Annotated in this window: 18 protein-coding genes, 22 tRNA genes and 1 pseudogene; 36 read left to right on the plus strand and 5 right to left on the minus strand. The window is 45.6% G+C overall.

Going from position 1 to position 24,127, the window contains the following annotated elements; genetic code table 11:
* Positions 1-121 precede the first annotated feature (121 nt).
* From RIC07_RS18230 to RIC07_RS18340, 23 genes and pseudogenes are all read left to right on the plus strand, one after another.
* A complete protein-coding gene (locus RIC07_RS18230; RefSeq protein WP_446395776.1) occupies positions 122-862 on the plus strand; it encodes an FHA domain-containing protein in 741 nt (246 codons plus the stop codon).
* Between the two features lie 124 nt (positions 863-986).
* Positions 987-1,238 (plus strand): annotated as a pseudogene (locus tag RIC07_RS18235) (multicopper oxidase domain-containing protein); the annotation flags it as partial.
* Positions 1,239-1,449: 211 nt separating this feature from the next.
* Positions 1,450-1,908 (plus strand): hypothetical protein, encoded by a 459-nt coding sequence (locus tag RIC07_RS18240; RefSeq protein WP_446395777.1) that lies wholly within the window; start codon positions 1,450-1,452, stop codon positions 1,906-1,908.
* A 467-nt stretch (positions 1,909-2,375) separates the two neighbouring features.
* On the plus strand, positions 2,376-2,534 hold the full coding sequence (locus tag RIC07_RS18245; RefSeq protein WP_446395778.1) for a hypothetical protein: 159 nt from the start codon (positions 2,376-2,378) through the stop codon (positions 2,532-2,534).
* Positions 2,535-2,665: 131 nt separating this feature from the next.
* Positions 2,666-3,163: a transcriptional repressor gene (locus RIC07_RS18250; RefSeq protein ID WP_446395779.1), complete on the plus strand. Its 498-nt coding sequence runs from the start codon at positions 2,666-2,668 to the stop codon at positions 3,161-3,163.
* 93 nt (positions 3,164-3,256) lie between these two features.
* Positions 3,257-4,981, plus strand: a complete 1,725-nt coding sequence (locus RIC07_RS18255; RefSeq protein WP_446395780.1) for an iron uptake porin — start codon at positions 3,257-3,259, stop codon at positions 4,979-4,981.
* Positions 4,982-5,752: 771 nt separating this feature from the next.
* Complete coding sequence (locus RIC07_RS18260; protein WP_446395781.1) at positions 5,753-7,639, plus strand: S8 family peptidase; 1,887 nt, start codon at positions 5,753-5,755, stop codon at positions 7,637-7,639.
* A gap of 147 nt (positions 7,640-7,786) precedes the next feature.
* Positions 7,787-8,521, plus strand: coding sequence for a hypothetical protein (locus tag RIC07_RS18265; protein ID WP_446395782.1), 735 nt, complete (start codon positions 7,787-7,789; stop codon positions 8,519-8,521).
* A 267-nt stretch (positions 8,522-8,788) separates the two neighbouring features.
* A tRNA-Asp gene (locus RIC07_RS18270) sits at positions 8,789-8,861 on the plus strand.
* A gap of 6 nt (positions 8,862-8,867) precedes the next feature.
* Positions 8,868-8,940, plus strand: a tRNA-Glu gene (locus RIC07_RS18275).
* Positions 8,941-9,035: 95 nt separating this feature from the next.
* Positions 9,036-9,130: transfer RNA gene (locus RIC07_RS18280), tRNA-Lys, on the plus strand.
* A gap of 11 nt (positions 9,131-9,141) precedes the next feature.
* Positions 9,142-9,214, plus strand: a tRNA-Met gene (locus RIC07_RS18285).
* Between the two features lie 7 nt (positions 9,215-9,221).
* Positions 9,222-9,293, plus strand: a tRNA-Glu gene (locus RIC07_RS18290).
* Positions 9,294-9,296: 3 nt separating this feature from the next.
* A tRNA-Ser gene (locus RIC07_RS18295) sits at positions 9,297-9,403 on the plus strand.
* Positions 9,404-9,444: 41 nt separating this feature from the next.
* Positions 9,445-9,527, plus strand: a tRNA-Tyr gene (locus RIC07_RS18300).
* A 31-nt stretch (positions 9,528-9,558) separates the two neighbouring features.
* Positions 9,559-9,632 (plus strand) — tRNA-Trp (locus RIC07_RS18305).
* Between the two features lie 11 nt (positions 9,633-9,643).
* A tRNA-Phe gene (locus RIC07_RS18310) sits at positions 9,644-9,717 on the plus strand.
* A 7-nt stretch (positions 9,718-9,724) separates the two neighbouring features.
* Positions 9,725-9,799, plus strand: a tRNA-Asn gene (locus RIC07_RS18315).
* 5 nt (positions 9,800-9,804) lie between these two features.
* Positions 9,805-9,879: transfer RNA gene (locus RIC07_RS18320), tRNA-Gln, on the plus strand.
* 62 nt (positions 9,880-9,941) lie between these two features.
* Positions 9,942-10,021, plus strand: a tRNA-Leu gene (locus tag RIC07_RS18325).
* A gap of 3 nt (positions 10,022-10,024) precedes the next feature.
* Positions 10,025-10,119, plus strand: a tRNA-Pro gene (locus tag RIC07_RS18330).
* Between the two features lie 3 nt (positions 10,120-10,122).
* A tRNA-Leu gene (locus RIC07_RS18335) sits at positions 10,123-10,196 on the plus strand.
* Positions 10,197-10,206: 10 nt separating this feature from the next.
* Positions 10,207-10,282 (plus strand) — tRNA-Met (locus RIC07_RS18340).
* 15 nt (positions 10,283-10,297) lie between these two features.
* On the opposite strand, the gene RIC07_RS18345 is transcribed toward RIC07_RS18340, so the two are convergent.
* Positions 10,298-11,530 (minus strand): RNA-guided endonuclease InsQ/TnpB family protein, encoded by a 1,233-nt coding sequence (locus tag RIC07_RS18345; protein WP_446395783.1) that lies wholly within the window; start codon positions 11,528-11,530, stop codon positions 10,298-10,300.
* Here RIC07_RS18345 and RIC07_RS18350 point away from each other — a divergent pair.
* From RIC07_RS18350 to RIC07_RS18365, 4 genes are all read left to right on the plus strand, one after another.
* Positions 11,529-11,756, plus strand: coding sequence for a hypothetical protein (locus tag RIC07_RS18350; RefSeq protein ID WP_446395784.1), 228 nt, complete (start codon positions 11,529-11,531; stop codon positions 11,754-11,756). The two genes, RIC07_RS18345 and RIC07_RS18350, sit on opposite strands and share 2 nt — an antisense overlap.
* Positions 11,741-11,812, plus strand: a tRNA-Thr gene (locus tag RIC07_RS18355). The genes RIC07_RS18350 and RIC07_RS18355 overlap by 16 nt, the downstream gene beginning before the upstream one ends.
* 47 nt (positions 11,813-11,859) lie before the next feature.
* Positions 11,860-12,489, plus strand: coding sequence for a hypothetical protein (locus tag RIC07_RS18360; RefSeq protein WP_446395785.1), 630 nt, complete (start codon positions 11,860-11,862; stop codon positions 12,487-12,489).
* 44 nt (positions 12,490-12,533) lie between these two features.
* Positions 12,534-12,610, plus strand: a tRNA-Tyr gene (locus tag RIC07_RS18365).
* 449 nt (positions 12,611-13,059) lie between these two features.
* On the opposite strand, the gene RIC07_RS18370 is transcribed toward RIC07_RS18365, so the two are convergent.
* The gene (locus tag RIC07_RS18370; RefSeq protein WP_446395786.1) at positions 13,060-16,974 is read right to left on the minus strand and encodes a DUF2157 domain-containing protein; all 3,915 of its coding nucleotides are present in this window, start codon (positions 16,972-16,974) and stop codon (positions 13,060-13,062) included.
* 563 nt (positions 16,975-17,537) lie between these two features.
* Here RIC07_RS18370 and RIC07_RS18375 point away from each other — a divergent pair.
* The 8 genes from RIC07_RS18375 (at position 17,538) to RIC07_RS18410 (ending at position 20,523) form a co-directional block, all read left to right on the plus strand.
* Positions 17,538-18,380 carry a TIGR02452 family protein gene (locus RIC07_RS18375; RefSeq protein ID WP_446395787.1) on the plus strand — a complete coding sequence of 281 codons (843 nt, stop codon included), beginning with the start codon at positions 17,538-17,540 and terminating at the stop codon, positions 18,378-18,380.
* 24 nt (positions 18,381-18,404) lie between these two features.
* Positions 18,405-18,477 (plus strand) — tRNA-Arg (locus RIC07_RS18380).
* 334 nt (positions 18,478-18,811) lie between these two features.
* A complete protein-coding gene (locus RIC07_RS18385) occupies positions 18,812-19,273 on the plus strand; it encodes an NADAR family protein (protein ID WP_446395788.1) in 462 nt (153 codons plus the stop codon).
* A 60-nt stretch (positions 19,274-19,333) separates the two neighbouring features.
* A tRNA-Ala gene (locus RIC07_RS18390) sits at positions 19,334-19,406 on the plus strand.
* A gap of 5 nt (positions 19,407-19,411) precedes the next feature.
* Positions 19,412-19,486, plus strand: a tRNA-His gene (locus RIC07_RS18395).
* Between the two features lie 7 nt (positions 19,487-19,493).
* Positions 19,494-19,580, plus strand: a tRNA-Ser gene (locus RIC07_RS18400).
* A gap of 569 nt (positions 19,581-20,149) precedes the next feature.
* Positions 20,150-20,221 (plus strand) — tRNA-Lys (locus RIC07_RS18405).
* Between the two features lie 68 nt (positions 20,222-20,289).
* Positions 20,290-20,523, plus strand: a complete 234-nt coding sequence (locus RIC07_RS18410) for a hypothetical protein (RefSeq protein ID WP_446340075.1) — start codon at positions 20,290-20,292, stop codon at positions 20,521-20,523.
* Between the two features lie 403 nt (positions 20,524-20,926).
* Here the strand turns inward: RIC07_RS18410 and RIC07_RS18415 are convergent, their stop codons facing one another.
* The 3 genes from RIC07_RS18415 to RIC07_RS18425 form a co-directional block, all read right to left on the minus strand.
* Complete coding sequence (locus RIC07_RS18415; RefSeq protein WP_446378759.1) at positions 20,927-21,868, minus strand: SPFH domain-containing protein; 942 nt, start codon at positions 21,866-21,868, stop codon at positions 20,927-20,929.
* A gap of 101 nt (positions 21,869-21,969) precedes the next feature.
* Positions 21,970-22,512, minus strand: coding sequence for an NfeD family protein (locus RIC07_RS18420; protein ID WP_446395789.1), 543 nt, complete (start codon positions 22,510-22,512; stop codon positions 21,970-21,972).
* A 48-nt stretch (positions 22,513-22,560) separates the two neighbouring features.
* Entirely contained in the window at positions 22,561-23,073 is a 513-nt protein-coding gene (locus tag RIC07_RS18425; RefSeq protein WP_446395790.1) for an NfeD family protein, read from the minus strand.
* Between the two features lie 340 nt (positions 23,074-23,413).
* On the opposite strand from RIC07_RS18425, the gene RIC07_RS18430 reads away from it, so the two are divergent.
* Positions 23,414-24,007, plus strand: a complete 594-nt coding sequence (locus tag RIC07_RS18430) for a Uma2 family endonuclease (protein ID WP_446395791.1) — start codon at positions 23,414-23,416, stop codon at positions 24,005-24,007.
* Positions 24,008-24,127 lie beyond the last annotated feature (120 nt).

Consider the following 24,127-nt stretch of genomic DNA (forward strand, 5'->3'; position numbering starts at 1 on the left):
TTTCAATTTCCGATTGATCGAACATAATAAGTATCAGAGCTAACTTGTTTTATTGGGAAATCCGGCAGCACGTTCCCATCGTCTTCTCCGTCTTTCAGGAACCTATCTCCACGCAAACGTTATGAAAAATACACAAATACAACCGGGACAACAGGCAAAACTCTTCCACGTTCAAACCAACACTCCCCTGGAGTTACCGCCCAACCGTTCGGTGATTCACATTGGTAAGGCTGAGGGCAGCATACAACCGGAGATTGATGTGTCCAATTTCCCCAATTCCTACATTGTATCTCGAAACCATGCCACTATTTCCCTTGAGGGAAACCACTATTTTATCGAAGATGTTGGCAGTTCCAATGGTACATACTTAAATGGTATGCGTCTCACTCCCGCCAATCGACACCTTCTCAATCCGGGCGACAAAATAGAATTAGGGAAAGATAGCTTAGTCACATTTATCTTTGAAGACGCCAGCAATCTTGCTGTGATCTCTAATCCGGAAAATCTTAGCGAACAGGAAACCTTTGTTACCAAGTTAACGGGTACAGGGTTAATTCTAGCCGGATTAGCATTTCTTAGTTCCAGTCTTTGGTTTTCACATTTTGCCCTTCCCTTTGTTATTGTAGAGATTTTGGGAGTGCTAACTGTAAATTACGGTGGAAGCAAACGTCATTTAGGTTGGGTTTTGATTGCGGCAGGCGTGGCAATCGCGATAATGACCCATCAGCTTTTTGTGCTAACAAAGGTTGTCGGGTTAGTTGCTTTGTCAATTTTAAGTTTATTCTGTGGATATCAGTTTTTTGTCTTTGGCAAGGTTAAAACATTGAATTTATTAGCGCTCAAGCGACTTGTCAAAGGATAAATAGTCCTAATACATTTATTGTAGGGGGACAAAGCTGTAAACTCCGAATTGAAGCCTAAACTAGCCCCGACAGTACTTTCAACCATAAAAAACAAAACGATGGCAAAAATACGGCTGTTTATGCCTGTATCTGCTAAATATGATTGAATTCGATGCGGCGGCGACGTTTCATATTCATGCCAATCTGTTCCAGGTTTATCCCACCGGGCGCACCCTCACCCCCACAATGGAAACGGATGTGATTACTATGGGGACGGCTGAACGGCATATCCTGGAATTTTCCTACCCCTACCCTGGTGAGTATATGTTCCATCCCCACCAAGATGCGATCGCCGAAAATGGCTGTATGGGTACGTTTAAGGTGATTCCCTTGTGAGCGATCCTCAGGACAACAATGGTATGGATCATACAATGCTAGTCTCTAAGAAATCCAACGACGGCACTATTTATGTCGCTTACCATACTAACAATACGCTAGACAAAAGTTTCTACCAGTTTTATAATGCTGTTCCAAGTAACGCAAATTTTTACGCTTGGAGCTTGCTGTCTAGTTATAATTGAAGGTGTTATGTAGTAGAGAAAAGACTTTGATAAAAAACTCTGCGAATGCAATCATATTTTTAGGATTCTCTCTCTGTGCTGTTTTGGGAGGATGTAATTTCGGCAGTGTTCGTGGTGCTGATACTCCTGAGCGAGTAGTTGAGCAATACATTCTGGGCTTAGAACAACAGAAAGAAAATGTAATACTTCAACTGATTCCAAAAGAATATGTAGCACAACAAGCTGTAGAGGACAAAATTTCTCAGTTCGGGGGTCACGAAGTAGAGGAATATAGCGTTGTCTACAACGAGATAAAACCCGTTTTTGTGATAGCCAACATCAAAGGACGTTACGTCACTAATGACCAAGGACTAGAAAATTTTGAAGATCAAGTAACAATTGCCTATCGAGGCGCAGGTACACTACTGTCAAAAAAAGCTAACTGGTATCTTTTACTAGGAGATGGTCAGGTTCCTAGTCCTGATGTTTCTCCAGCGGAACTGTAAGATACTCCACCTAAATAACTACTAAGGCTTTCGTCACCTAAATCGGTGGCGGTATTTGTGCAGAAAACCACGGTTTTGATCATTAGTTTTTTCTGCTTATCATCTATAGCAGTAGCCAGGAGCATCTTTAACATAAGATGAATGCTGTTTATTGTTTTGATGACGGCATATCCTGGAATTTTCCTATCCCTACCCTGGTGAGTATATTAGGGCTTACGCAAAGCCTCTATATGTAGGGTGGGGAGAGGGTAGGGTAACGCACCTTTACCACGATATGTGGTGTAGCTGCGTAAGTCCTGTATATGTTCCATCCTCACCAAGATGCGATCGCGGAAAATGGCTGTATGGGTTGGTTCACCGTGATCCCCTTGTAAGCGAAAGTTATTTTTTTCTCAGTTATTGCCAAATACTGTCAATAGCTGTAGACTAAGAACCATTCACCCAGTTATTGCAAAAAATTCTTAACAATGTCATCGGTTCGTTTTTTATCTCTCACGGGTGCAGCCGCCACTCTAGTTGCCCTGACAAGCTGTGGCAACCCGCAAACCTCTACTCCGACAACGCCAGAGGCTAACAGTTCATCCGCAACGACTAGCGAAAGCGAAACTACGGCGTCACCCTCTTAAGTAATCACGGACGGCTGGTGGGCAATGTCCACCCTACAGTCTTACAAATGACAAATGACAAATGACAAATGACAAATGACAAATGACAAATGACAAATGACAAATGACAAATGACAAATGACAAATGACAAATGCGTGAAGTCTTAACGGCAAACTCACTCAAATTAGCCCTCAACCGGAGAAATTTGCGGATGACTCCCCAGAGAGAAACGATTCTGCAAGTGTTTCAGGAACTACCCCCAGGTGAGCATCTTAGTGTCGAAGAATTGCATGATTGGTTAGAGGATCAAGGAAAAAATGTCAGCCTGTCCACCGTCTACAGAACCGTTAAGTTAATGGTTCGCATCGGTGTGCTGCGAGAACTGGAACTAGCAGAAGGACATAAGCATTATGAGTTAAATTATTCGGGTTTAAAACACCACCATCATCTTGTATGTCTTCAGTGTCATCAAACGATTGAGTTCAAAGATTCGTCAATTTTAAAGATTAGTCAACAACAAGCGAGGGATGAAAACGTTGAACTGCTTGACTGCCAGCTTACCCTTCATGCGGTCTGCTTTGAGGCAGTACGGCAAGGGTGGCCCCTTTTGTTGCCAAGAAACTGGTCATGTCCCCGGTACGGGGATTGACGGAATCCCGGTTTGTTTTGATAATGACAATCATTATTTTGATTAAGTCCAGGGAAAATCAATTCCCAACTATTAGGTCATAGGTGTGAGGACATGAAACAATCCAGTCTACTGTGGAACTATGGAGTAGTGAGCCAGACAATATTGGCGGCAATACTTGGCGTGGGAGTTAGTGCGATCGCAACAGAAGTGGATTCGCCTCAAACACAAGCATCCATAGCCGTTCCAGCCAATCCAGACAACGAAACCTTTGCTCCACTAACACCGATCGCCCAACTGCCTAATCCTCGGGGCGATTCCAGTGATGAAATTTGGGAACAAATTAACCACTACAGCAACGAGACGAACGCTTTAGATCAAGTGACCAATGTCTCTCAATTACGGGATGTATCGCCTGGAGACTGGGCGTATGAAGCCTTGCGATCGCTCGTTGAACGCTATGGTTGTATTGCTGGATATCCCGATGGCACCTACCGGGGGAACCGTGCTATGACTCGTTATGAATTTGCCGCTGGGTTAAATGCCTGTTTGCAGCAAATCGAACGCTTAATTGCGGGGACTGACGGTGTTGGCGAAGGTGACTTAGAAACCTTGCAACGGTTAATCCAAGAATTTGAAGCCGAACTCGCCACCTTAGGTGCGCGGGTAGATAATTTAGAGGGACGAGTCGCGTTCTTAGAGGATAATCAGTTTTCCACAACCACCAAACTATCCGGTGAAGTCATCTTTGGTTTGACGGGTGTAGCTGCGGGAGAGGATGCTAATGGAGATGATATCGATAATGTAACCATTTTTGGTCACCGTACCCGCCTGGAATTAAATACCAGTTTCACTGGGGAAGATGTACTCAGAACCCGACTACAAGCTGAAGGTTTAGGTTCTCTAACCGAACAGACAATTACACCTGAAGGCGATCTTTTCTTTGCCGGTGCAACCGATAGTGATGTCGTGATAGACGCTTTACTCTATGATTTTCCCCTAGGTGAAAATACCCGTGTTGTCATTGACGCCAATGCGGGTGCATCTGATGACTTTGCCAGTACGGTTAATCCTTTTCTCGATGGTGATGGGGGTAGTGGGGCGCTGTCTCGCTTTGGGACAAGGCATCCCATCTATTATTATCTCGATGGTGCAGGTATCGGGATTAATCACGCATTCGGTGACAAGCTAGAACTCAGTGCTGGATATTTAGCAAGTGAGGCAGCTGATCCTGGAGACGATACTGGCATATTCAATGGTCCTTATGGGGCGCTTGCCCAGATTTTGTTTAAGCCAAGCGATAGACTGAATATTGGATTAACCTATATCCATGCCTACAATCGAGACACCGACACTGGCAGCCGACGCTCCAATTTTCGCAGTTTTACCGAAGACTTGATCGGTAATGCGGTTCCCACATCTAGCAATTCTTATGGTGTAGAACTATCATGGCGGTTAAGCGATCGCTTCGCCCTTGGCGGTTGGGTGGGCTATACCCAAACCACAACCCTTTCGACGCTGGATGGACAAATTGATCGCGGTGACTTAGATATTTGGAATTGGGCAGTTAGTTTAGCCTTCCCCGATTTAGGCAAAGAAGGGAGTGTCGCTGGAATTTTGGTGGGGATGGAACCGAAAGTTACGGATTCTAGCGTTAATATTGGCGGGATCGATATAGAAGATGAGGATACGTCTCTCCACATTGAGGCGTTTTATCAGTATCAGCTAACCGATAACATTGCCATCACACCGGGAATCATCTGGCTCACGGCACCTGATCACGATAGTGATAATGAGGACATTGTAATCGGGGCTATCCGCACCACCTTTAGCTTTTAACCTACATCTTTCACTATTCAAGGTCAAGCCAAATTGTAGTGGCGTGGCACACCTAATTTAGGGGCTGCTGAATAAGTGGTGTGGTGAGGGGGAGCGGGGGAAGCCGGGGAAGCTGGGGGAGCTGGGGGAGCAAGGGTACATTTTCGGTGATAGTGGTGCAAGGGTTTTGATGAGTTTTATTCTCTTTCCTGGAAGATGAGCCAATGTCAATGCTACTCAAAGTCTCCTTGTCTTGACCCCACCCTAATGTAAAAAACCTACACCTGTCAGGAAACGTTCCCTCCCCTTGATAAGGGGAGGGTTAGGGAGGGGTTATATCAAAGTATTGCGTTCTGGCAAGAGCAGAAAACTCGGAAAATCTAAAAGCGCAAGGAACAGGATAGCTGGATTGTAAAGACTTGATGCTTTTGTATAAAGCGTCTGTAAAAGTAATTACTGGACTCAACCGTTCTAAAACTATAAGTTTATCTTATTGAAAAATAGCAAAGGCAGGACTTAATAAAACAACGTTTGCCTCTTACTGAAAAGTCTCGCAACAATAAGTAACGATTTACCTGTTTTTTTTTCAACAACCCTGATATTATAAAATTTTTACCACTAAACGACTATAATAGTTGTCATTCTCCTTTACATAATCTTCATACAAATAAGTTTTTCTGTTGAATTAAAAAATAAATTCTTGATAAAGCAACAGAGACGTATAACATATTGACTTTAAAAAGATTTATTCTAGAGATAGATAAATAATGATTTCATTGGCAGGACGAAAAAATGAAACGTCTCGCTCAAACCGCTGCATCAGTTACAATCCTTGCCACGGCAACGATTAGCTATTTACCCAATAGAGCCGAGGCAATCACATTCAATAGTGGAGGAAACGCTATTGAAACAAGCGCCATTAAACAAGGCTCCCTGAGTAAGCTAATGTTTGATTTAGCGCCAATGGCTGTTAATGGAGGCAATTATTCTGGGCAGAATACATCATCTTTATTGCAGACCTACAATAATAACATAGTCATTGATGCTGTTGCTGCGAGTGACGTAAATTCTCTCTTGTCTGATTTACAAGGATTAGGATTGCAAAATCCTTCGACCTTTGGTTCCTTTGTGTCAGGGATGCTGCCGATTGAGGCTTTGGCATCGGCGGCGCAGTTAGAAAGCTTGAAATTTGCTAAACCAGCCTATAAACCTATAACCAATGTCGGCAAAACAACCAGTCAGGCTAATGTCGCATTATATGCAGATATAGCGCGTGAGCAGTTTGGTGTAGATGGAACCGGGGTTACGATTGGAGTTTTATCGGATAGCTTTAATTTTTCTGGTACAGCCGCCGAGGATGTGGCGAATGGAGATTTGCCCTCTGGGATCAACGTGCTGAAAGATTTACCCAATGATGGGAGTTTAGGTGATATCTTTGGTATCGATGAAGGTCGTGCCATGATGCAACTGATCCATGATGTGGCTCCAGGTGCGGATTTGGCGTTCCACACGGCGGCTTTTAATGAAACCGATTTTGCCCAGGGGATTCTGGCACTCGCCGATGCAGGTGCGGACATTATTGTCGATGACATCTTTTACCCCACTGAACCAATGTTCCAGGATGGAGTCATTGCTCAAGCGATTGATACTGTCGTTGATCAGGGTGTTTCCTATTTCTCGGCGGCGGGTAATGATGCTCGACAGTCTTACGAAAGTGCGTTTAATGGAAGTAACTTGTTTGAACCGTTAGTCGGCGGTGAATTTCATGATTTTGATTCAGGTGCAGGCGTTGATATTTTGCAAAGTTTGACGCTTCCTGAGAATAGCGGATTTGGCATCTCATTTCAGTGGGATTCACCATTCTTTTCGGTGAGCGGTGGTGCAGGTTCTCTTAATGATCTGGATATTTTCCTGTTTGATGAGTCAGGAACGAATATATTGGCGAGCAGTGTTAATCAAAATGTGGGGAATGATGCGGTTGAATTTTTCTCGTTCTTCAATGATGGTTCATTAGGAACCGATACGTTTAACTTAGCGATATCAAAGGTAGAGGGTTTAGATCCTGGATTGATGAAGTACATCTTGTTTGGCGAGGGTACGCTGAACGAGTACGATACTGCCAGTGGAACGGTGTTTGGGCATCCTAATGCTAGGGGAGCAGAAGCTGTTGGTGCGGCGTTTTATCAGGACACACCCGAATTTGGTGTTGATCCAGCTTTATTGGAGCCATTTTCCTCAGCCGGACCCACGCCGATTCTGTTTGATACGGCGGGTAATCGCTTGGCAAATCCGGAGATTCGCTTGAAGCCAGAGATTATTGCGGCTGATGGAACGAATACAACTTTTTTCCCACCTCCTTTCTTAGATCCTAGAGATCCCGAAGGTGATGGGTTTCCCAACTTCTTTGGTACGTCGGCGGCGGCGCCTCATGCGGCGGCTGTGGCGGCTTTAATGTTGGACGCTGCGCCGGATACGAGTCCAAGTGAAATTTATCGTATATTGGAAACCACTGCTCTGGATATGGAGAGTCCTGGTTTTGACTTTGACAGTGGTTTTGGTTTAATTCAAGCCGATCGCGCTGTAGCGGCTACTGTTCCGGAACCGGGTTCGGTGTTAGGGTTGCTGGTATTCGGTGCTGTGGGGATAGGTGTTCGATTATTAGGGAAGAAGCCTGATTGACCTGAGGGGGTGACAAGCTCGCGTCAAAGGTAGGCAGGGTGTGGGGTATGGGGTGTGGGGTGTGGGAAAAATATTAGAGAAACACAAAAGCCCATAAGATCACAATGCTGACTGGAGCGTGCCATTGGAGTTAAAATGGGGTCAATCATGCGCCAACTAAAAATCCCTCTAATCACGTTTATTTTTTGCCTACTCGTCAGTTGCGAGAACAACTCTCCAAACCCGACAGATACATCTCCTGTGTCTTCTCAAGATGCACGCTCGGCGCAGCCATCATCCCCTGACACCTCACCTGGCGAAAGTCCTACGGTTGATCCGTCTAAATCCACTCAATCGGCTCAAACCCAACGGATATCTGCAAAGGGGATTGGAATGGCGCAAGTGGGGATGACGCTGGGTGAACTGAAAGAATTGCTGGCAGATCAAGCTGAGTTTCGGGTTACGTCACCATTCATGGTCGATTTTGATGCGATCGCGATCGTTCAAGATGGTAAACCCCAATACTACATCTTGTATCCGGCGGGAATACCCATGAGTGATGACGATATCATCGAGGCGCTAGTTACAGACAATCCCAATTATCAAACGGCTGAAGGTGTTGGACCCGGAACCCCCCTCAAGCGAGCAGAAGAGGTTTACGGAGAGGCGACTTTGACCTATCACACTGTTAACGAGTCACGGGAATACGTCAAGTTTGCCCAACACCCGTCTCCTGACATGACATTTCGGCTGGGTGCAGCGAATGATGATAGTTTGGCTGGGGTCTATCGCTCACCCCAAAAGGAATTTAACCAGACGAAGGAGTATAAGGATACGGCGACGATTCGTTTTGTCGAAGTGTATTGTGGAAAGGATTGTCCCGTACAACCTCTGCCCAATTGATGCATAACCCAGAAAAAATCCCTGTTAGTTGCCCGGAATCGTTCCGGGCTTTTTCGTTGGGGCATGGGTTGTGCGATCGCGCTTGAATCGTCCTATCCATAAGCTTTTGAGCCAATCTCAAAAATTTTTTGCCCAAACCCTTGACGAACTTGTAGTATATTTGTAGTATATATTTAAGAGCGAAGGGGAAAGAGCCAAACAGCTTGACTCCAAACGCTCATACCGAACCTTGAAAACTGAATATGTAACACATTTTTTCATTAATGTGGGGGCGTAGCTCAATGGCTAGAGCAAAGACCTGTCGAGTCTGAGGTTGCGAGTTCAAGTCTCGTCGCTCCCGCTATCTGGCTCCATCGTCTAGTGGACAAGGATCTCTGATTTTCGCTCAGAAGACACGGGTTCAAATCCCGTTGGGGCTATGACATTGATGAACGAGGTCAAGTAATCGAGGGGTTGAAGGGAATACTGACAGCTCCGAACTTGACCTTTAAAAGAAGCGGATTATTTGAGGAAGGGGAGTATAGCTCAACTGGCAGAGCATACGGCTTTTAACCGTCTGGTTGCGGCTACTCTTCGAGAACGCTTCGCGAACAAGTCCTGCTGCTCCCACTCAATAGCTTGGGAGTATAGCTCAGTCGGCAGAGCAGCACCCTCATAAGGTGCCAGTCGCAGGTTCAATCCCTGCTACTCCTACTGCTCCAGCCTCATCGTCTAGTGGTTAGGACGCTGCCCCCTCAAGGCAGAAAGAGGAGTTCAAGTCTCCTTGGGGCTATCTGGAGAGGTGGCTGAATTGGTGAAAGCACTTCCCTGCTAAGGAAGCGTGGGGCAACCCATTGCAGCTACTCTTCGAGAACGCTTTGCGAACAAATCCTGTCCTCTCCGCTTTATGTAGTATATCGAGCCAGCCATACTACATAGACTCTGGGTCGGCTCGCCTATTAGGGTGGGCAACTGTCTGTAAAACAGCCGCTTTCATGCGTTGCAGGTGCGAATCCTGCCCGACCCATTGAATTTTAGTTTCAAAGTTCAAATTGAATGTAGGGATAGTGTAACGGCAACATCTCGGTCTCCAAAACCGAGGATCTGAGTTCAAATCTCAGTCCCTGCGCCAATCAATCATTTCCCCTGGTAGCTCAGTTGGGTAGAGCGCTTGCCTGAAAAGCAAGAGGTCGTCAGTTCAATACTGACCTGGGGGACTGGCATTGCCCTATAGCTCAATGGTAGAGCCACGCGCTGTTAACGCGGGGGTTGTAGGTTCGAGTCCTACTGGGGCAGCCATTTATTGCCCTGTGGTGTAACTGGCAGCATATCTGACTTTGACTCAGACGGTCTAGGTTCAAAACCTGGCGGGGCAGCCAAATGATGCTCTTGTAGCCCAACTTAATGTGGGTTCAAATTCCACGCCTGAGTACCAAAACTCGCTCCTGTGGCGGAATTGGCAGACGCGATCGGCTTAAACCCGATTTCTTAAAATTGTGGGTTCGACTCCCACCGGGAGCATAACGGGATGTAATTCAGTGGCGAGAAGCCATGCTTTGGGAGCATGGAGTCGCAGCTACTCTTCGAGAACGCTTCGCGAACAAATCCTGCCATCCCGATGAACCCCTGTGATGTAATTGGAAACCATCACCGACTCAGACTCGGTGTTTTGCAGGTTCAACTCCTGTCAGGGGTATTGGTGATACGCGGGGATGAAGCAAGAGTGGCTTGCTAGGCTCATATCCTGGACATCAGCAGGTGCAACTCCTGCCCCCGCCACCAAAATGCAGGTATAAACTACCCAGACCTGCTATCGCGGAGGTCTGGGTTTTCAGTAGCCCTGAAGTTATCAAACAAGCTAAGCTGAACATACTCAATAGTTCGGTTTAACTTGCACGATAACCCCGTGCCTCCAGGCTGGTTTATAGACAGCCCCACAAGTGCAATATTATTGGCTCCATTAAAGTCAGCATCCCCATGCCAACCACAATGTCCACATTTAAAAGTCTTGCCACTACGGTAAGACTTTCCTTTTACAGGATGAATATGCAGACACTTGTGACACATTTGGGAAGTATAAGCAGGGGAAACAGGAATAACTTGAACACCAGCACTAAGAGCCTTGTACTCAATAAACATTCGCAGTTGATAGAATGCCCATGAATTCGAGCGTCTACGTTCCGTCTTGCTTCTGGGTTGCTCGTTGGTTCTCTCCCTAATTCCCGTGAGGTCTTCTATAGCAATTGAGGCACTTAACTCAACTGCTCGTCTGACCACTGACTTGGAGATGTTGTGATTGAGCCATTGTTGGTAGCGTCTCTCCCTCCCCGACAGCCGTTTCAAAACTTCTCGACATCTGCGTCGAGTTGTTCTGGTGCCTTTCGAGGCTTTTTTCTGGAGAGATGTTCTAACTCTGGAAAACTTATCTCGTGCCGACTGGATATGCAAGCCGTCCCACTTTTTATCCTCCGAGGTAAAAGCAATATCTCGACGCCCCAAATCGACACCAATTACCTGATCGGCATTTTGGGGATCGGGAGGGGTGTCCTTAATCTGAACATGCAGGTAGAAATTGCCGTCGCGGTGCTTGCATAGTTGTGCTGAAGTTGGTTTCCTTCCTTTGAGTTTCCCTTTTTGATAGTTACCCGGTTTTAACTTAACTCGCTCTCTACCATGTACGGTAGCAAGGCTTACCGTCCAGTCGTATTCACGAAGTCGAAACAAGTCCTTATCACAATCGATGCTGCTTGGCATAAAACCTTTGACAGGCTTTCCCTTTGAAGAGGCAACTTTCCGGTTAGCCGCTACTCTTGCACAAGCCCTAACCGCCATATTTGCCACGAGGTTAAACTCGCTTTTAATGGTTTGATAGGTCAAAGATTGGATGGCTATCTTGTTGGTCAGTTTTGGATCTGTATGTTCATTGACGTAGTTACAAGCATCCGCAAACGCCTGAAGGGTTGCCTCTAAGAAGGCCACCTGTTCAGGGGAGGGTTGAAGCTTTACGACTATCGTGAGAACTTGCTTCATGGCTGCTATTATACCACTTTGCGGGAAATACTTGGAAATACTTCGGGCGTTTAACCCTCGTATTTCCCGCTCTCCCCCTACGGCTTACCTCCACTTCGTTCCGGTTGAAGCCGCAGCCCCTCGCGACTTGGGTGGTGTAATGGCTAGCATAGAAGCGTCGTATCCTTCTGATGCGAGTTCGACTCTCGCCACCTGCTTCAGATTGATTATGCAGGTGTGGTGTTAATGGCAACACAGCAGTCTTGTAAACTGCCGATGCGAGTTCAACTCTCGCCGTCTGCTTGTCACTATGCTGGAGGTTTTGTTTTTCAGATTAAGGAGGTGTAGAAATGACGACGATGACGGTAACTGATGCTTTGGCAGAGTTGACGCTGTTGGAAAAACGGATTGATTCGGCACGAGCGAATTTAGATAATAATACGTTAATTGCTGTTGTGGAAGTCGGTAAAGTGCCAACAGGCTATAAATCAAGAGAAGACCATGCCTCTAAAGCACGCGCTGCTTTGCAACGAGTTGATGCTTTAATTGACAGACGACGCACCATTAAACGAGCTGTTGTTTTATCGAATGCCTCCACCATGGTTTCCGTCGCGGGTCAAGAAATGACGGTGGCTGAAGCTATCGAGATGAAGAATTTTATCTTGTACTATGAGACCGTTTTTCACACGATGGTGTCGGTGTATACTCGCACTAAAAATGAGTACAAAGCCGCTCAAACGCGAGTGAAAGATCGACTGGATAAGTTAGCCAAGGAGGTGTTGGGTAAAAATGCGGCGTCTGAAAAATATCAATCTCTGGCGGATAGTTTCTTAGAGCGAGAAGGTGTCGAAATGCTCGATCCCACTAACCTCGCAGAAGAGAGCGAGAGACGGCAAGTATTTGTTGAAGAGTTTAAATCAACGGTTGACCGGGTACTGTCAATTAGCAATGCCCGCACCATGATTGAAATTCCCGACTAAACTAGAAGTGCTGGTCACTCGAAAGTCTCTAAATTTATGGTATTAGATGGATAGCTCAATGGCGTAGAGCACATGCTAGTAGAAGCATGAGGTGTCGATTCGCAACCGACTCCATCTTCCACTACCTTTAAAGCTTAACGCTCAACGCTTAACGCTTAAACTTCAATCGTTAAAGGTTAGACCATTAACTCTCAAACCATAAAGGTTAACGATCGATAAAATCCAGGGTGTTGGTTGTAGGTTCCATAAAACCTTGAGGTTTCCACCTGGCTGAGTGGTCAGCACTCACTTAAGCCCTCAACTAAAGTTGGGGCTAAAAGCTTAAACCCGTTGAAACGGGTTCAAAGGCTTCCTTTGTAAGTTCGATTCTTACTTTGGCTTTGACGCGGAAATTTATGATTCTGTTGGTTAATTAACTAGGGGAAAGACCTCTCCCAAAACCTCTCCCTAGCCCTCAATTACGAGGGGAGGGAAGCGGAATATATAGCAATTTCCGGTTTGATGCGATACATCGTTAAGGGCGCAAGCTTTGCGCCCCTACATTTAGGTGTACCCTAAAATTGCTAGTTTCTATTCCCATTCTCGCCACTGGTTCGCCCAGTTTTGGAAAATGCCCAAAATTTGCTCCCGTCGCTGTTCAAAGTTAGCGGCAATGCTAATAAAAATAATGCCAGCGATTAAGCCAATGACCCATTTGGAAAAGGGATAGCGAAAACTTAACACAACTAACTGGTAAAAAACCGTTAGCACAAATGTTGCTGTGCCAACCATTAAGAATGCCCGAATTCGCAGTCCTAATCCAGCAAATATGGCAATCAGGCTAATGATTCCCGGAATCAGTCCAGTCTCTTGATGGAAAAATAAGGCGGTTAAACAAATGATGCTACTACCCAGTAAGCGGAGATAATGACGAGTTTGTCGTTGTCGGGGACGTCTTAATTCTGGATCAATTTGGGCAATGTAGAGGCAAGATCCGCCAATTAGGGCAGCATACCACAAGGGTTCAGTGATCTGTTGATTGACGAAAACTCGCCAGATTGCCCAATCAACAAAAAATAGACTCAAATAAGTCCAGCGTACATTAGACTGGCGGTTGGCAACCCAGGCATAAAACCCAGCAACCGCCAGTAAATTTATTGAAGATAGGGTTTGATAATTGAGGCAAACTGTTAGCAAAGGAGAGATGATGGCGTAATGTTGCCAAGGTTTATCATTCCATCCCCAGCGTCGCCAGGGTAGTTGAAAAAGCGCGATCGCGAATATACAAGCCATTACCCCTCTCCAGGGGTCAAATATACTCAACTGTGTCCATGTCAAACGCGCATAAACACCTGTGGCGGCGACTTCGGTTAATCCGGCGTATATCCAGAGGTTAGATGATGGGGGTGATGAGGGAGATGAGGGGGAAAACTGGCGTGTGTGTTTTGTACGCCCCTGTAATAACGCATAGATAGCCAGTATCCAACTGATGGCAAGTCCGATGGTTCTCAGATTTGGTGTGGTTAACACCGACATTCCCACCGTTAACACCATCAGGAAACTGGCAATTGCCCAGTGAATGTGGGCGGTGATTTTAATTTCAGTGAGACTGAGGTTGAGAAGGGTGGAACGATCGCGCGATTGCCAAAACCAAGCTAACAGCCGATAAATAATCGCGATCGCAGCCGCTACACCTCCTAAAATGGTAAAGCCATCCGCCGGATTTCCGCCATCGGCTTGCATCATCTGGTAAATTACCAATTCATACCAAGCAATGGAAATACCTGCTAGGGAAAGATAGGTGATCCCTTTCCAGGGAAGACGGCGACGCCCTACGCCTATCCCCGTTAACGCTGCACCGAGGGTGAGTAACCCGGTATAAGGGGTGAAATACGTCCAGCGCAAACTAATGCCAATTAGGGCATAAATTAAGGGTAAACCCTCCAGTGCATTTCTAGCGCCTACCTCTTCCTCGGTGTCTCCCTCTAAACGGGTAAACCACCAATCGGTGAGGAATAGTATCACAAGTGCCAGGATAATGTTGGCGGTGGCTAGGGTTAAGGATGAACCATTTCGTAACAGAATGGTATTCGCGATCGCTAATTCGATTGCCCAACTGATGCCATAGACACCAAACTCTGTAAATGATCGCCAACAGCGAAACCAAATTGCACCGCCAATTAACATTGATGCGGCTAGGTAATGCCAACTCGATGGCATCAATCCCTCGTAACTCTGGGTACTGTGCAGCGTCAGAAAGCCTAATTCTGTACAAGACAGGGCAATTGCCCATTTATCCGAGGCTTGGGCATACAAGGCGGCTAAATCGCCAGACTGGGAAATTAAACTAGCTCGTAGCACCCATAATCCGAAACTTGCGATCGCGCCCACCACATACCAATCGGCGACGGATAGGGCGGGTAATCCAGGCACTCCTTGCCATAGCCATGCCGCCAAAAAGCTGAGGGCAAATCCAATCGTAATCGCGGCGGCTACCGTTTCGCGTAAATAGCGACTATTCAGGAACATTAACACTGTGGCAACCCCTAAGCCAATCAGCCGACTCTGCGGTGAGGCTAGGGTTAGCCCTTGTACTAAAAATAAAGCGATCGCACTCCACGAAGCAGCCTGAATGCGCCGCGATCGCTGAGTCAGACTGGCAACTCCAGTTAAGGTTAATGGGGTGAGTAACCATAAAAGTCCCCAAGGGTTAACCCTGAGCGAAGTCGAAGGGTGCGTGGGAAAGGGAATCAAATATGTAATGCTTTCCTCAGCCAGTAAAACATAACTAATTCCAGCGAGGACAAAACCAATGTGCCAACAACTGCGATACCAACTCTGTTGGGGGACAGGAGATGGGGGATTTGCTGCTACCGTTTGCCCTTCCTGCCTTATACTCAGACTCCATTCTCCCACCATTAACGCCAACAATAAACTTGCCCAGAGGGGTTCACTGAGAGTCGGAAACCATCCATCAATAAACGAACAGAGGGTTAATAATCCGGCGATATGGGTGAGATAAACCAGAGGAACCCGCAGCGGAGGGCGGCGATGAGTAACAATAGCCAGGGTGACAGTGGAGAGTAAAAGATTAAGCGATCGCGCCGTCGGATTCAGGCTACTGATTACCGTTAACATCACACCCAATCCTAATGTGAGTCCTTCCCCAAACCGGGCTAATTTAGGGTTCGACTTCCGATATAGCCAATCGGTCAAACCTACCCAGAGAATAATGTAGGGAAATAGGACGACACCCCAACAGGCTTCCACGTTTGAACCCATCTGTTGAGAGAGGAAACTGATTACCTGTTCTTGTACCGCTGCAGGGATTAATCGCCATAGTAAAAATAGCGTTTGCAAGCCAATCAAAAAGATGGCAGCTAAATCCAGACGCCGCCGAGAATACTGTAAGCGCTGGGCGAAAAACCCAATCGCCAACCCGCTAACCGCCGTGGCTTGCCAAGGAATGTCTTCTCCTACCGAAACCAACCAACCGATCAACAGTAACCCACCACCAATTCCATCCCAGAGTTTTGTGCTAAAGGAGGAAACAGACTCTCGTGAGACGGCTGGAGGTTTTCCCTGTCGCGCCAACAACCAACCACAGATTCCCATCGCCAAACCGAGTTGGGTAATTGGCACATTCATCACGAAAATTGCCCGTCCTAATAACACCGTGAGGGCATAAATCACCACTAAACTACCCGTGGGTGCATTATTCGGCAAAGATGGAGAAGCGCGAGGGTTTGAAGCGGCGGCGGGGAGAAACATTGCGGTTCCGATGACGCCTAAATAAACAGCGACTAATGGAACCTGTGACCAATTCCAACCCCAGTGTAGATAACTTAACCATAAAATTAGAGAAGCGCGGGAGGTAAGCCGAAATGAGTTGGTTTGGATAGACGAATTGATAACCGTAATTCCCGTTAAACTTAACGCCGCCACCCCAACAACAATCCATTCCCAGGGATGACGCCATAACCCAAAACCATCTATTGCCCAAAAATTAACCGGGACTAAAAGTAAGGCAATCAGTTGTAAGGTTTGAGAGGTTAATTTTAAATTAGAACGTTTTCCCGCCCACAGGCTAATTCCCCAAAAGACAATGGTATATGTCCATAACACACCATACTGTCCCGCTGGCGGAAAATTCTGCCATTGAGTCGCGGCGAGGACACCGGAGGAGACAACAACCAGAAAGACACCCAGAAACAGCAGCCAGCGCACACTCAGTTCCTCTTGCCATGACTGCCAGATGCGGGATACAGGCGACACTGTAGCAACGGGTTCCTCGACCTTGGGTTCCACCTTTCGGGATGGGGGGCGAGAGGGCAGGGGCGCAATCTCTGGTTCAGGGAGGCGACAAGATAAATAGATTCGACCGAGTTGTTTAACTTGGGCATCACTGATTAAACCCAAGCGCAACCAGGTATCTAGACCTTCGAGCAACTTGGGATTGGAGGCAGAAACAGTGAGTTCAATTCTCACAGGGCGTGGCGAGGACATAGTTTTCGGGGGAGTAAGTCAACTTATGCCCTGAACTAAAGTTCGGGCTAAAAGCTAAAACCCGTTAAAACGGGTTCAAAGCCTTTCATGTAGTAAGCTTTAGCTTACTTGAGCTTTAAGTTTTCGGGAGAGTCAACTCAAGCCCTGAACTAAAGTTCAGGCTAAAAGCTAAAACCCGTTAAAACGGGTTCAAAGCCTTTCATGTAGTAAGCTTTAGCTTACTTAAGCTTTAAGCCGGAAATTTATTTCCTGGCGTCCAAGTTTGCTTAAGGAGGGCGCCGTTCACCTTAAGTTGATACTAATGCAAGATTAATTAATTCTAGCATCAGATTTTCCAGTTGATGATTGATGACTCAGGGCGGGTTTTGTTTTTCATTTATCGGTGGGGAGGGCGGGTTTTGTTTTTCATTTATCAGTGGGGAGGGCGGGTTTTGTTGTTCCGTTAGTGGTGAATAGCTGACTTTAGTCCCTAAACCCGCCCCTACAATTGTGGCTAAACCTGCCCCTGCAATTGTGGCTAAACCCGCCCCTACAATTGACGTATAAGGTATAAATTATTACTTATGAACCGGATTGCGATCGCGCAAGATACACTCAAGATTCTTGATGCTGGCTATTACGACTCTCCGACGGGTCAACGGGTTGATATTAATCAAGATTTAAACGCTTGTCTGGCGCAGACAAAATACTATGACCCAGACAGCCTCTCGACTCTCGAACAAAATGTTCTCTCCAGCACTCCTAAATTCTCTACAACTGAATTTGAAGCCAGAAATGAGACAACGTTAATCGGCTCAAAACGCATGGCACAATCTCAACAGTTTCACAAGATTGGCGTCCTCAACTTTGCTTCAGCTAAAAACCCAGGCGGTGGCTTTATCAAGGGCGCACAAGCCCAGGAAGAAAGTCTAGCTAGAAGTTCTGCCCTTTATAAAAGCTTGTTAAAATGTCCAGAATACTATGAGTATCATCGTTCCCATAAATCACTCCTCTACTCAGATCGAATCATTTATTCCCCAGGTTGTCCAATTTTCCGTAACGATGATGGCACATTACTAGAGCAACCCTATTGTGTCGATTTCATTACAAGTCCTGCTCCGAATGCGGGTGCAATTTGGCGAAATCAACCGAAAGATGGTGCAAAAATAGGCGAAGTTTTGTATAGTCGCGGTGCTAAAGTCTTGAGTTTAGCCGTTTATCAGGGATGTGATGCGCTAGTTTTAGGCGCTTGGGGGTGTGGTGTTTTTCAGAATGAACCCTCAATGGTTGCCCAAATGTTTGCTGTTTTTTTATTACCCAATGGTCAGTTTTGGGGACAATTCAAAAAAGTGTTATTTTCTGTCCTTGATTCAACCCAACAAAAAAGGATAATCACCGAATTTCAGAATCGATTTTCAGCCAAATGATAAAGGACAAAGGACGAAATATAAGCTCCCATAGCTCAAGGGATAGAGCAGCAGCCTTCTAAGCTGAGAGTTCCAGGTTCAAATCCTGGTGGGGGCGTTGAATACTGTTCAAAAAGGAGGTTATTTTCTTTGACTCAACAGACTATGCGATCGCGCCTTGCGTGCCCTGACTTCTAAGAGCCTACATACTTAGTACGAGAGGAAGAGTAACGCTGTTCTATTAACAGTGGGCGTTTGAGAACGAGGAGTGCGAAGAACCCGATAGGTTGGCTTAGAGGTAGCCATCCTTTAAAGAGTGTGTAATAACTCATCGGCGGAGTCCTCTAGTAACTGAGAAGACGCATCACAACGCTCTGGTAACTTGCACGCGAGGGCGATCGCACAATTACAAGATATTGAACTATAATAGTACAAAATTACTAAATAACATTATGCCCGTCTACTTCTACAGCACCCGCGAAAAACCCTACGGTTGCTTTTCCAATTTTTCTCGCCATGGTTTTGAGTTAGATAGTTGTTGGTGGGCAACGAGTGAATATTACTTCCAAGCACAGAAATTTGTCGAGACAGATCGTCCTTGGTTCGACAAAATCCGCGAAGTAAAAACGCCTAAAGACGCTGCCAAGATGGGCAGAAGTCGGGAACACCCTATCCGGAGCGATTGGGAACAGGTCAAGGACGAAATTATGAAGGGAGGAGTTTTGCAGAAGTTTGAAACTCATGCTGATATCCGTGAGATACTTTTGGCGACAGGGAATGAGTTGATTGTCGAGAATGCCCCCAGAGATTACTACTGGGGATGCGGTAAAGATGGCAGTGGTAAAAATAAATTGGGAGAGATTTTAATGGCAGTGCGAGAGATATTGCGTCAACCTCTTACAAAGGACAAATGACAAATGAGAAATGACGAATGACAATCTCCACCGTTAGCTTTTATTATGTCCACCCACTTAGGGTCTGTAGTTCCAATGGAAGAACGCCTGTTTTGCACACAGGAGGTTGCGGGTTCAACTCCCGCCAGATCCATGATGGTGTCTGAAGCCAAAGCGGTCGCGGCGCTTGTTTGTGGAACAAGTCAATAGCGGGTTCAAGTCCCGTCAGACACCCTTAACTGGAAGATGCCGCTGAATGGACGGCAAGCGGTCTTGAAAACCGTGGTACGGCAGCGATGTCGTAGGGGTTCGATTCCTCCATCTTCCTCTATCCACCGGAAGCCGAAAAGTGAGGCGCTGTGCTGATAACGCAGAGGTAGAAGGGGCAGTACCTTCCCGGTGGATTCATCCCTCTGCCAGTGGATTCTGGCACTGATACTACGAATATCGGATGCGGTGGTTCAATTCCATCCAGAGGGGTTTGATCGGGGGTGAGTAGCTGTAATCAAAAAGCTGGAAACATTTACCCATTATTGCCCATGCATTGGGTAGAGACTTGTCCCGATGGAATGGGTTCGACAAGAGTAAGTAGTCGGACACAAGTTTTGGGAACTGTATAAAGTTTTGTAAGCATTACCGCAACGCTTGTGACATAAAAATTCGTGCTTTTTTACATTTCTTAACACAGAGCCGTTTATTTATGTCCGACTACTTATGTATACTTTTTGGTGTACCTATCCAGCCAAAAACCACAGCTAGATAGGTGACTTTATATAGCCGCCAGTTAGGTGGTGTTAGCCTGTGGACTGGTTAAGTGCCGTCACTGCCAGGATGAAGCAGGAAGTAAGTTCCAATGATGTCCATGCTTTGGATAAGTTTGGGTAAATCTTATATAACGGAATGTAGCTCAATTGGCAGAGCAGGTGACTCTTAATCACTGGGTTGCAGGTTCGATTCCTGTCATTCCCATTTGTTCGGGTGTGGCGCAGTTTGGCTAGCTAATTAATATTATAATAGTTATACGTCAGATAAAACTGATGTCTGTACAAGCCATGAAAATACAAGATCTAAAACTAGAACTGATTCAGTGGATTTTATTATTACAAGATGTTCAACTTTTAAATGAGATCCAGACTATCAAAGAAAATTCAGCGGAAAATATAGTCCCTACTAAGCCTCGCCAATTTGGTTGTGGCAAAGGTATTTTTAGTTATGTGGCAGATGATTTTGATGCAACGCCTCCGGGTTTTGAAGACTATATGCTACCCTGAACTATTTAATTGATACTCATATCTTAATTTGGTTTATTGAAGGGAACACTAACCTTTCTAAACAGGCACAAGACTTAATCGCTAATCCAGCTAATTCCGTTTATGTCAGTCAAGCGAGTTTGTAGAAAATGACCATTAAGATTAGGGGCTTTTCTGGATTACTTATTCAATCAAGCTGCGTTTATTGTTTTCAATAGATTAGCCGACAAAGACAACACGCAACAAACAGAAAATTGGAGTAGGTTTCTACATCCGAAAATACGCGATCGCATACATTCAAAACTGACTAAACTCCGTACTTTACGCTGATCAGATTCCCAGAACCCCGGTTTCTGGTGAGGACGACAGCAAATCAGCATTTTAGGTGCGTTATGCTTCGCTAACGCACCCGATGAAATTAAGTCTAAGCCAACTTACTTAACTCTCCATTACTCTCCTCTGTTATTATCGAACCAATCCCATCTAACGTCGCTGGAATCGTGCGCGGGTCCATAAACATGATCTTGCTGCTGTTACTACTACCAATTTTTATCCCCATATCCAAATAGTTTTGTGCCAATAAAAACTGTAGTGCTTGGGCTGATGAGGGAGCAGTGTTTAACTTTTTGCTAAGAATATCCATCGCGGCGGCTGTCCCTTGCGCCTTGAGAACTTGCTGCTTTTGTTGCGCTTCCGCCTCTAAAATAGCGGCTCGTTGACGCGCTTCTGCCTCAATGATTTGTGCCTCAGCTTCCCCTCTGGCACTATTAACCACTGCTTCTCGTTCCCCTTCCGATGTCAGAATTGCCGCCTGTTTTTTCCGTTCGGCTGACATCTGTAATTCCATTGCCCCTTGCACGGTTTTAGATGGAACAATATCCCGCAATTCTACCCGCGTTACCTTGACTCCCCAAGGAGCTGTGGCAATATCTAATTCCCGCAATAGCATTTCATTCACTTCAGTGCGGGCGGTAAAGGTTTGGTTCAGTTCAAGTTTCCCCATTTCTGAGCGAATTTGAGTTAAAACTAAATTCACCATCGCTGCTTGAAGATTCTGAACTTTGTAATAAGATTTTTCCAGATTAATTACCCGCCAATATACCACAGCATCCACTCCAATTGAAACATTATCACGAGTAATGCAATTTTGCGGTGGGATTTCTAAAACTTGTTCGCGAATCGTTTCCTGACAAGCAATTTGATCCAGGAATGGGATAACAAAATTTAGACCCGGTTCTAGTTTTTTACCATCATATCGACCCAGGGTTTCAACTAACGCCTCTTCCCCTTGTTTAATAATCTTGACACTCCCCGCTAAAGTTGTACCTGTTAGCGCGATAAATGCCATAAAAAACCACTGATACATTTTAATTATCCTCTTGAGATACAATTTGATTGAATGTGAACCGATCAGCCATTAAATGGTACTGGCTTGATGTTTGGCGAATACCACGGATAATGAACCCATTACGCTCGAAATAAATGTTCCGGCAAAACAATTAATGTGTTATCCTCTTGTCCGACAACATAAACGGTTTGATTGGCAGGAATACTCATTTGCCGTTCTTGACAACGCGCTGCCCAAGAACTGCCTTCATAGAGAACTCGTCCGGTTTCTCCTAGTGAAATTTCCGTTAATGTTTTGGCTTCCGTTGCTTCTGGAACTTTAAATTTTTTCCGCTTGAGCAACATCGGACGTATCCAGATAACCGAGGCGGTAGACAATACCATCCAGTAAGCCACCTGCCAGCGAAATGCGATAAATCTTGTCATTCTAAACAAGCTAAACGCTATGATTAGGGAAATAATTCCCATCGACAGAGGCACGAGTCTGAACTTTTTGCTGAAGGCTTTTGGCAGAAACAACTCCAGTAGGCAAAGTACAACACCACTACCTAACCAGAACAAGGATGGATGAGGAATAAATGCGGATTTCGTAGTCGCTTGTGCCAGAATTGTTTGGGCATCAATGCGATTCACTTCTGTCTGCATTAACAGCAATGTGAACATCTGACTATTTTCAAATAGAAGGATGAATGCAAATGGTGAATGACCAACTCATGGCATGACAATCAACGTATTATCCTCTCGCCGCAACACATAAACCGTTTGGTTAGGTGCGATCGCAAGATGCGGATCGGCACAACAGGCTTGCCAAGAGGAACCCTCATACATCACTCGTCCCGTTTCTCCCGGTAATATCTCGGTTAACACCTGGGCTTGAGTCGCCTCTGGGATAGTATATTTAGGACGCCGAATCAACATAGGGCGCAACCAGATCGCAAACGCAAAGGATAATCCCATCCAATACATCACCTGTAAGCTAAACCCGTCATACATCAGGAATTGCCACTCAAACCCCAGTGCGATCGCGCCCTGCCATACAATAAATGAGACAAGTAGCGCACCTACACCCATCATCAGGGCAATAAACCGGAATCGCTTCGCCCAAGATTTGGGGATAAAGAATTCAACTAGGCAAAGTAGAACACCTGCAATCAGCCAAAATATAGGGGGAGTAATCCGAAAGGTTGATTGAGTCGTCGCCTGTGCCAAAACTTGGAATAACACATGAATGTCCTCGTGAACTCGGTTAATAGCAAGGGTTTTCTCTTGCTAATTGCTATTAAACCCGGTGGTGATTTGAGTTCGCGATGGAGTTGTTCGAGTTCTTATCGAGTTCTCATCGACTTCTGAGTCATTTGTCATTTGTCATACTCGCGCAAGCGAGAAGCAAGCTACGTCATTTGTCATTATTTAACCGTTAAGGAGGTAAAGACTCGTAGGGTGCGTTAGCGTAGCGTAACGCACCTTTACCCCCATAAGTAGTGTTGCTGCGTAAATCCTGATTATTTAATCCTTAAGGAGGTACAGTAAAAGTAAGCCTTCGTTCAATATTCCCGGTTTAACCATGCAGGTTACTGAACAGCGATACTACACTCCAGAGGAATATCTAACCCTGGAGGAAGCAGCCGACTATAAAAGTGAGTACATTGACGGTCAAATTTACCATAAGGCAGGTGGATCTACAAATCACAATCAGATCGCGCTTAACTTTAGTACCGAACTTAATTTTGCCTTCAAGCAACTCGATTACCGGGTTTTCATGAGTGATGTGCGTCTGTGGATACCGAAAAGACGTATCTATACCTATCCCGATGTCATGGTTATTGCAGGAGAACCCAACTATTACAATAACCGCACTGACACAATTACGAATCCTCAAGTGATTATCGAGATTTTGTCAAAATCAACCCAAGGGTATGACCGCAGTGACAAGTTTCAGGCTTACCGTACAATTTCCAGTTTTCGGGAATATTTACTCCTGGATCAAACTAAACGATATGTTGAACATTTTTCTAAGACAGACACTAAACAATGGTCATTGCGCGAATATGATGAATCCGATGAGGCGATCGCGTTCTCCTCACTCGATTTTGAAATTTCCTTAACTGATGCGTACAACAAGGTTAAGTTTGAACCAGAAAATGCTGAGTCTGAATAATATAGCACTTAGTAGGTGGACACAATACAAACTAACGGTGGAGATGGTCATTCGTCATTCGTCATTCGTCATTTGTCATTCGTCGCAGAATGTTTGTCATCCGTTGGGGCGGGTTTAGTG

Source organism: Coleofasciculus sp. E1-EBD-02 (genome assembly GCF_040218245.1).
Taxonomy (GTDB): Bacteria; Cyanobacteriota; Cyanobacteriia; order Cyanobacteriales; family Coleofasciculaceae; genus Coleofasciculus.

Coding starts and splice junctions, on each gene's coding strand:
- RIC07_RS18230 (WP_446395776.1), top strand. CDS start 122: ATGAAAAATACACAAATACAACCGGGACAACAGGCAAAACTCTTCCAC.
- RIC07_RS18245 (WP_446395778.1), top strand. CDS start 2,376: ATGTCATCGGTTCGTTTTTTATCTCTCACGGGTGCAGCCGCCACTCTA.
- RIC07_RS18250 (WP_446395779.1), top strand. CDS start 2,666: ATGCGTGAAGTCTTAACGGCAAACTCACTCAAATTAGCCCTCAACCGG.
- RIC07_RS18255 (WP_446395780.1), top strand. CDS start 3,257: ATGAAACAATCCAGTCTACTGTGGAACTATGGAGTAGTGAGCCAGACA.
- RIC07_RS18260 (WP_446395781.1), top strand. CDS start 5,753: ATGAAACGTCTCGCTCAAACCGCTGCATCAGTTACAATCCTTGCCACG.
- RIC07_RS18265 (WP_446395782.1), top strand. CDS start 7,787: ATGCGCCAACTAAAAATCCCTCTAATCACGTTTATTTTTTGCCTACTC.
- RIC07_RS18350 (WP_446395784.1), top strand. CDS start 11,529: ATGGCTGCTATTATACCACTTTGCGGGAAATACTTGGAAATACTTCGG.
- RIC07_RS18345 (WP_446395783.1), bottom strand. CDS start 11,530: ATGAAGCAAGTTCTCACGATAGTCGTAAAGCTTCAACCCTCCCCTGAA.
- RIC07_RS18360 (WP_446395785.1), top strand. CDS start 11,860: ATGACGACGATGACGGTAACTGATGCTTTGGCAGAGTTGACGCTGTTG.
- RIC07_RS18370 (WP_446395786.1), bottom strand. CDS start 16,974: ATGTCCTCGCCACGCCCTGTGAGAATTGAACTCACTGTTTCTGCCTCC.
- RIC07_RS18375 (WP_446395787.1), top strand. CDS start 17,538: ATGAACCGGATTGCGATCGCGCAAGATACACTCAAGATTCTTGATGCT.
- RIC07_RS18385 (WP_446395788.1), top strand. CDS start 18,812: ATGCCCGTCTACTTCTACAGCACCCGCGAAAAACCCTACGGTTGCTTT.
- RIC07_RS18410 (WP_446340075.1), top strand. CDS start 20,290: ATGTCTGTACAAGCCATGAAAATACAAGATCTAAAACTAGAACTGATT.
- RIC07_RS18415 (WP_446378759.1), bottom strand. CDS start 21,868: ATGTATCAGTGGTTTTTTATGGCATTTATCGCGCTAACAGGTACAACT.
- RIC07_RS18420 (WP_446395789.1), bottom strand. CDS start 22,512: ATGTTCACATTGCTGTTAATGCAGACAGAAGTGAATCGCATTGATGCC.
- RIC07_RS18430 (WP_446395791.1), top strand. CDS start 23,414: ATGCAGGTTACTGAACAGCGATACTACACTCCAGAGGAATATCTAACC.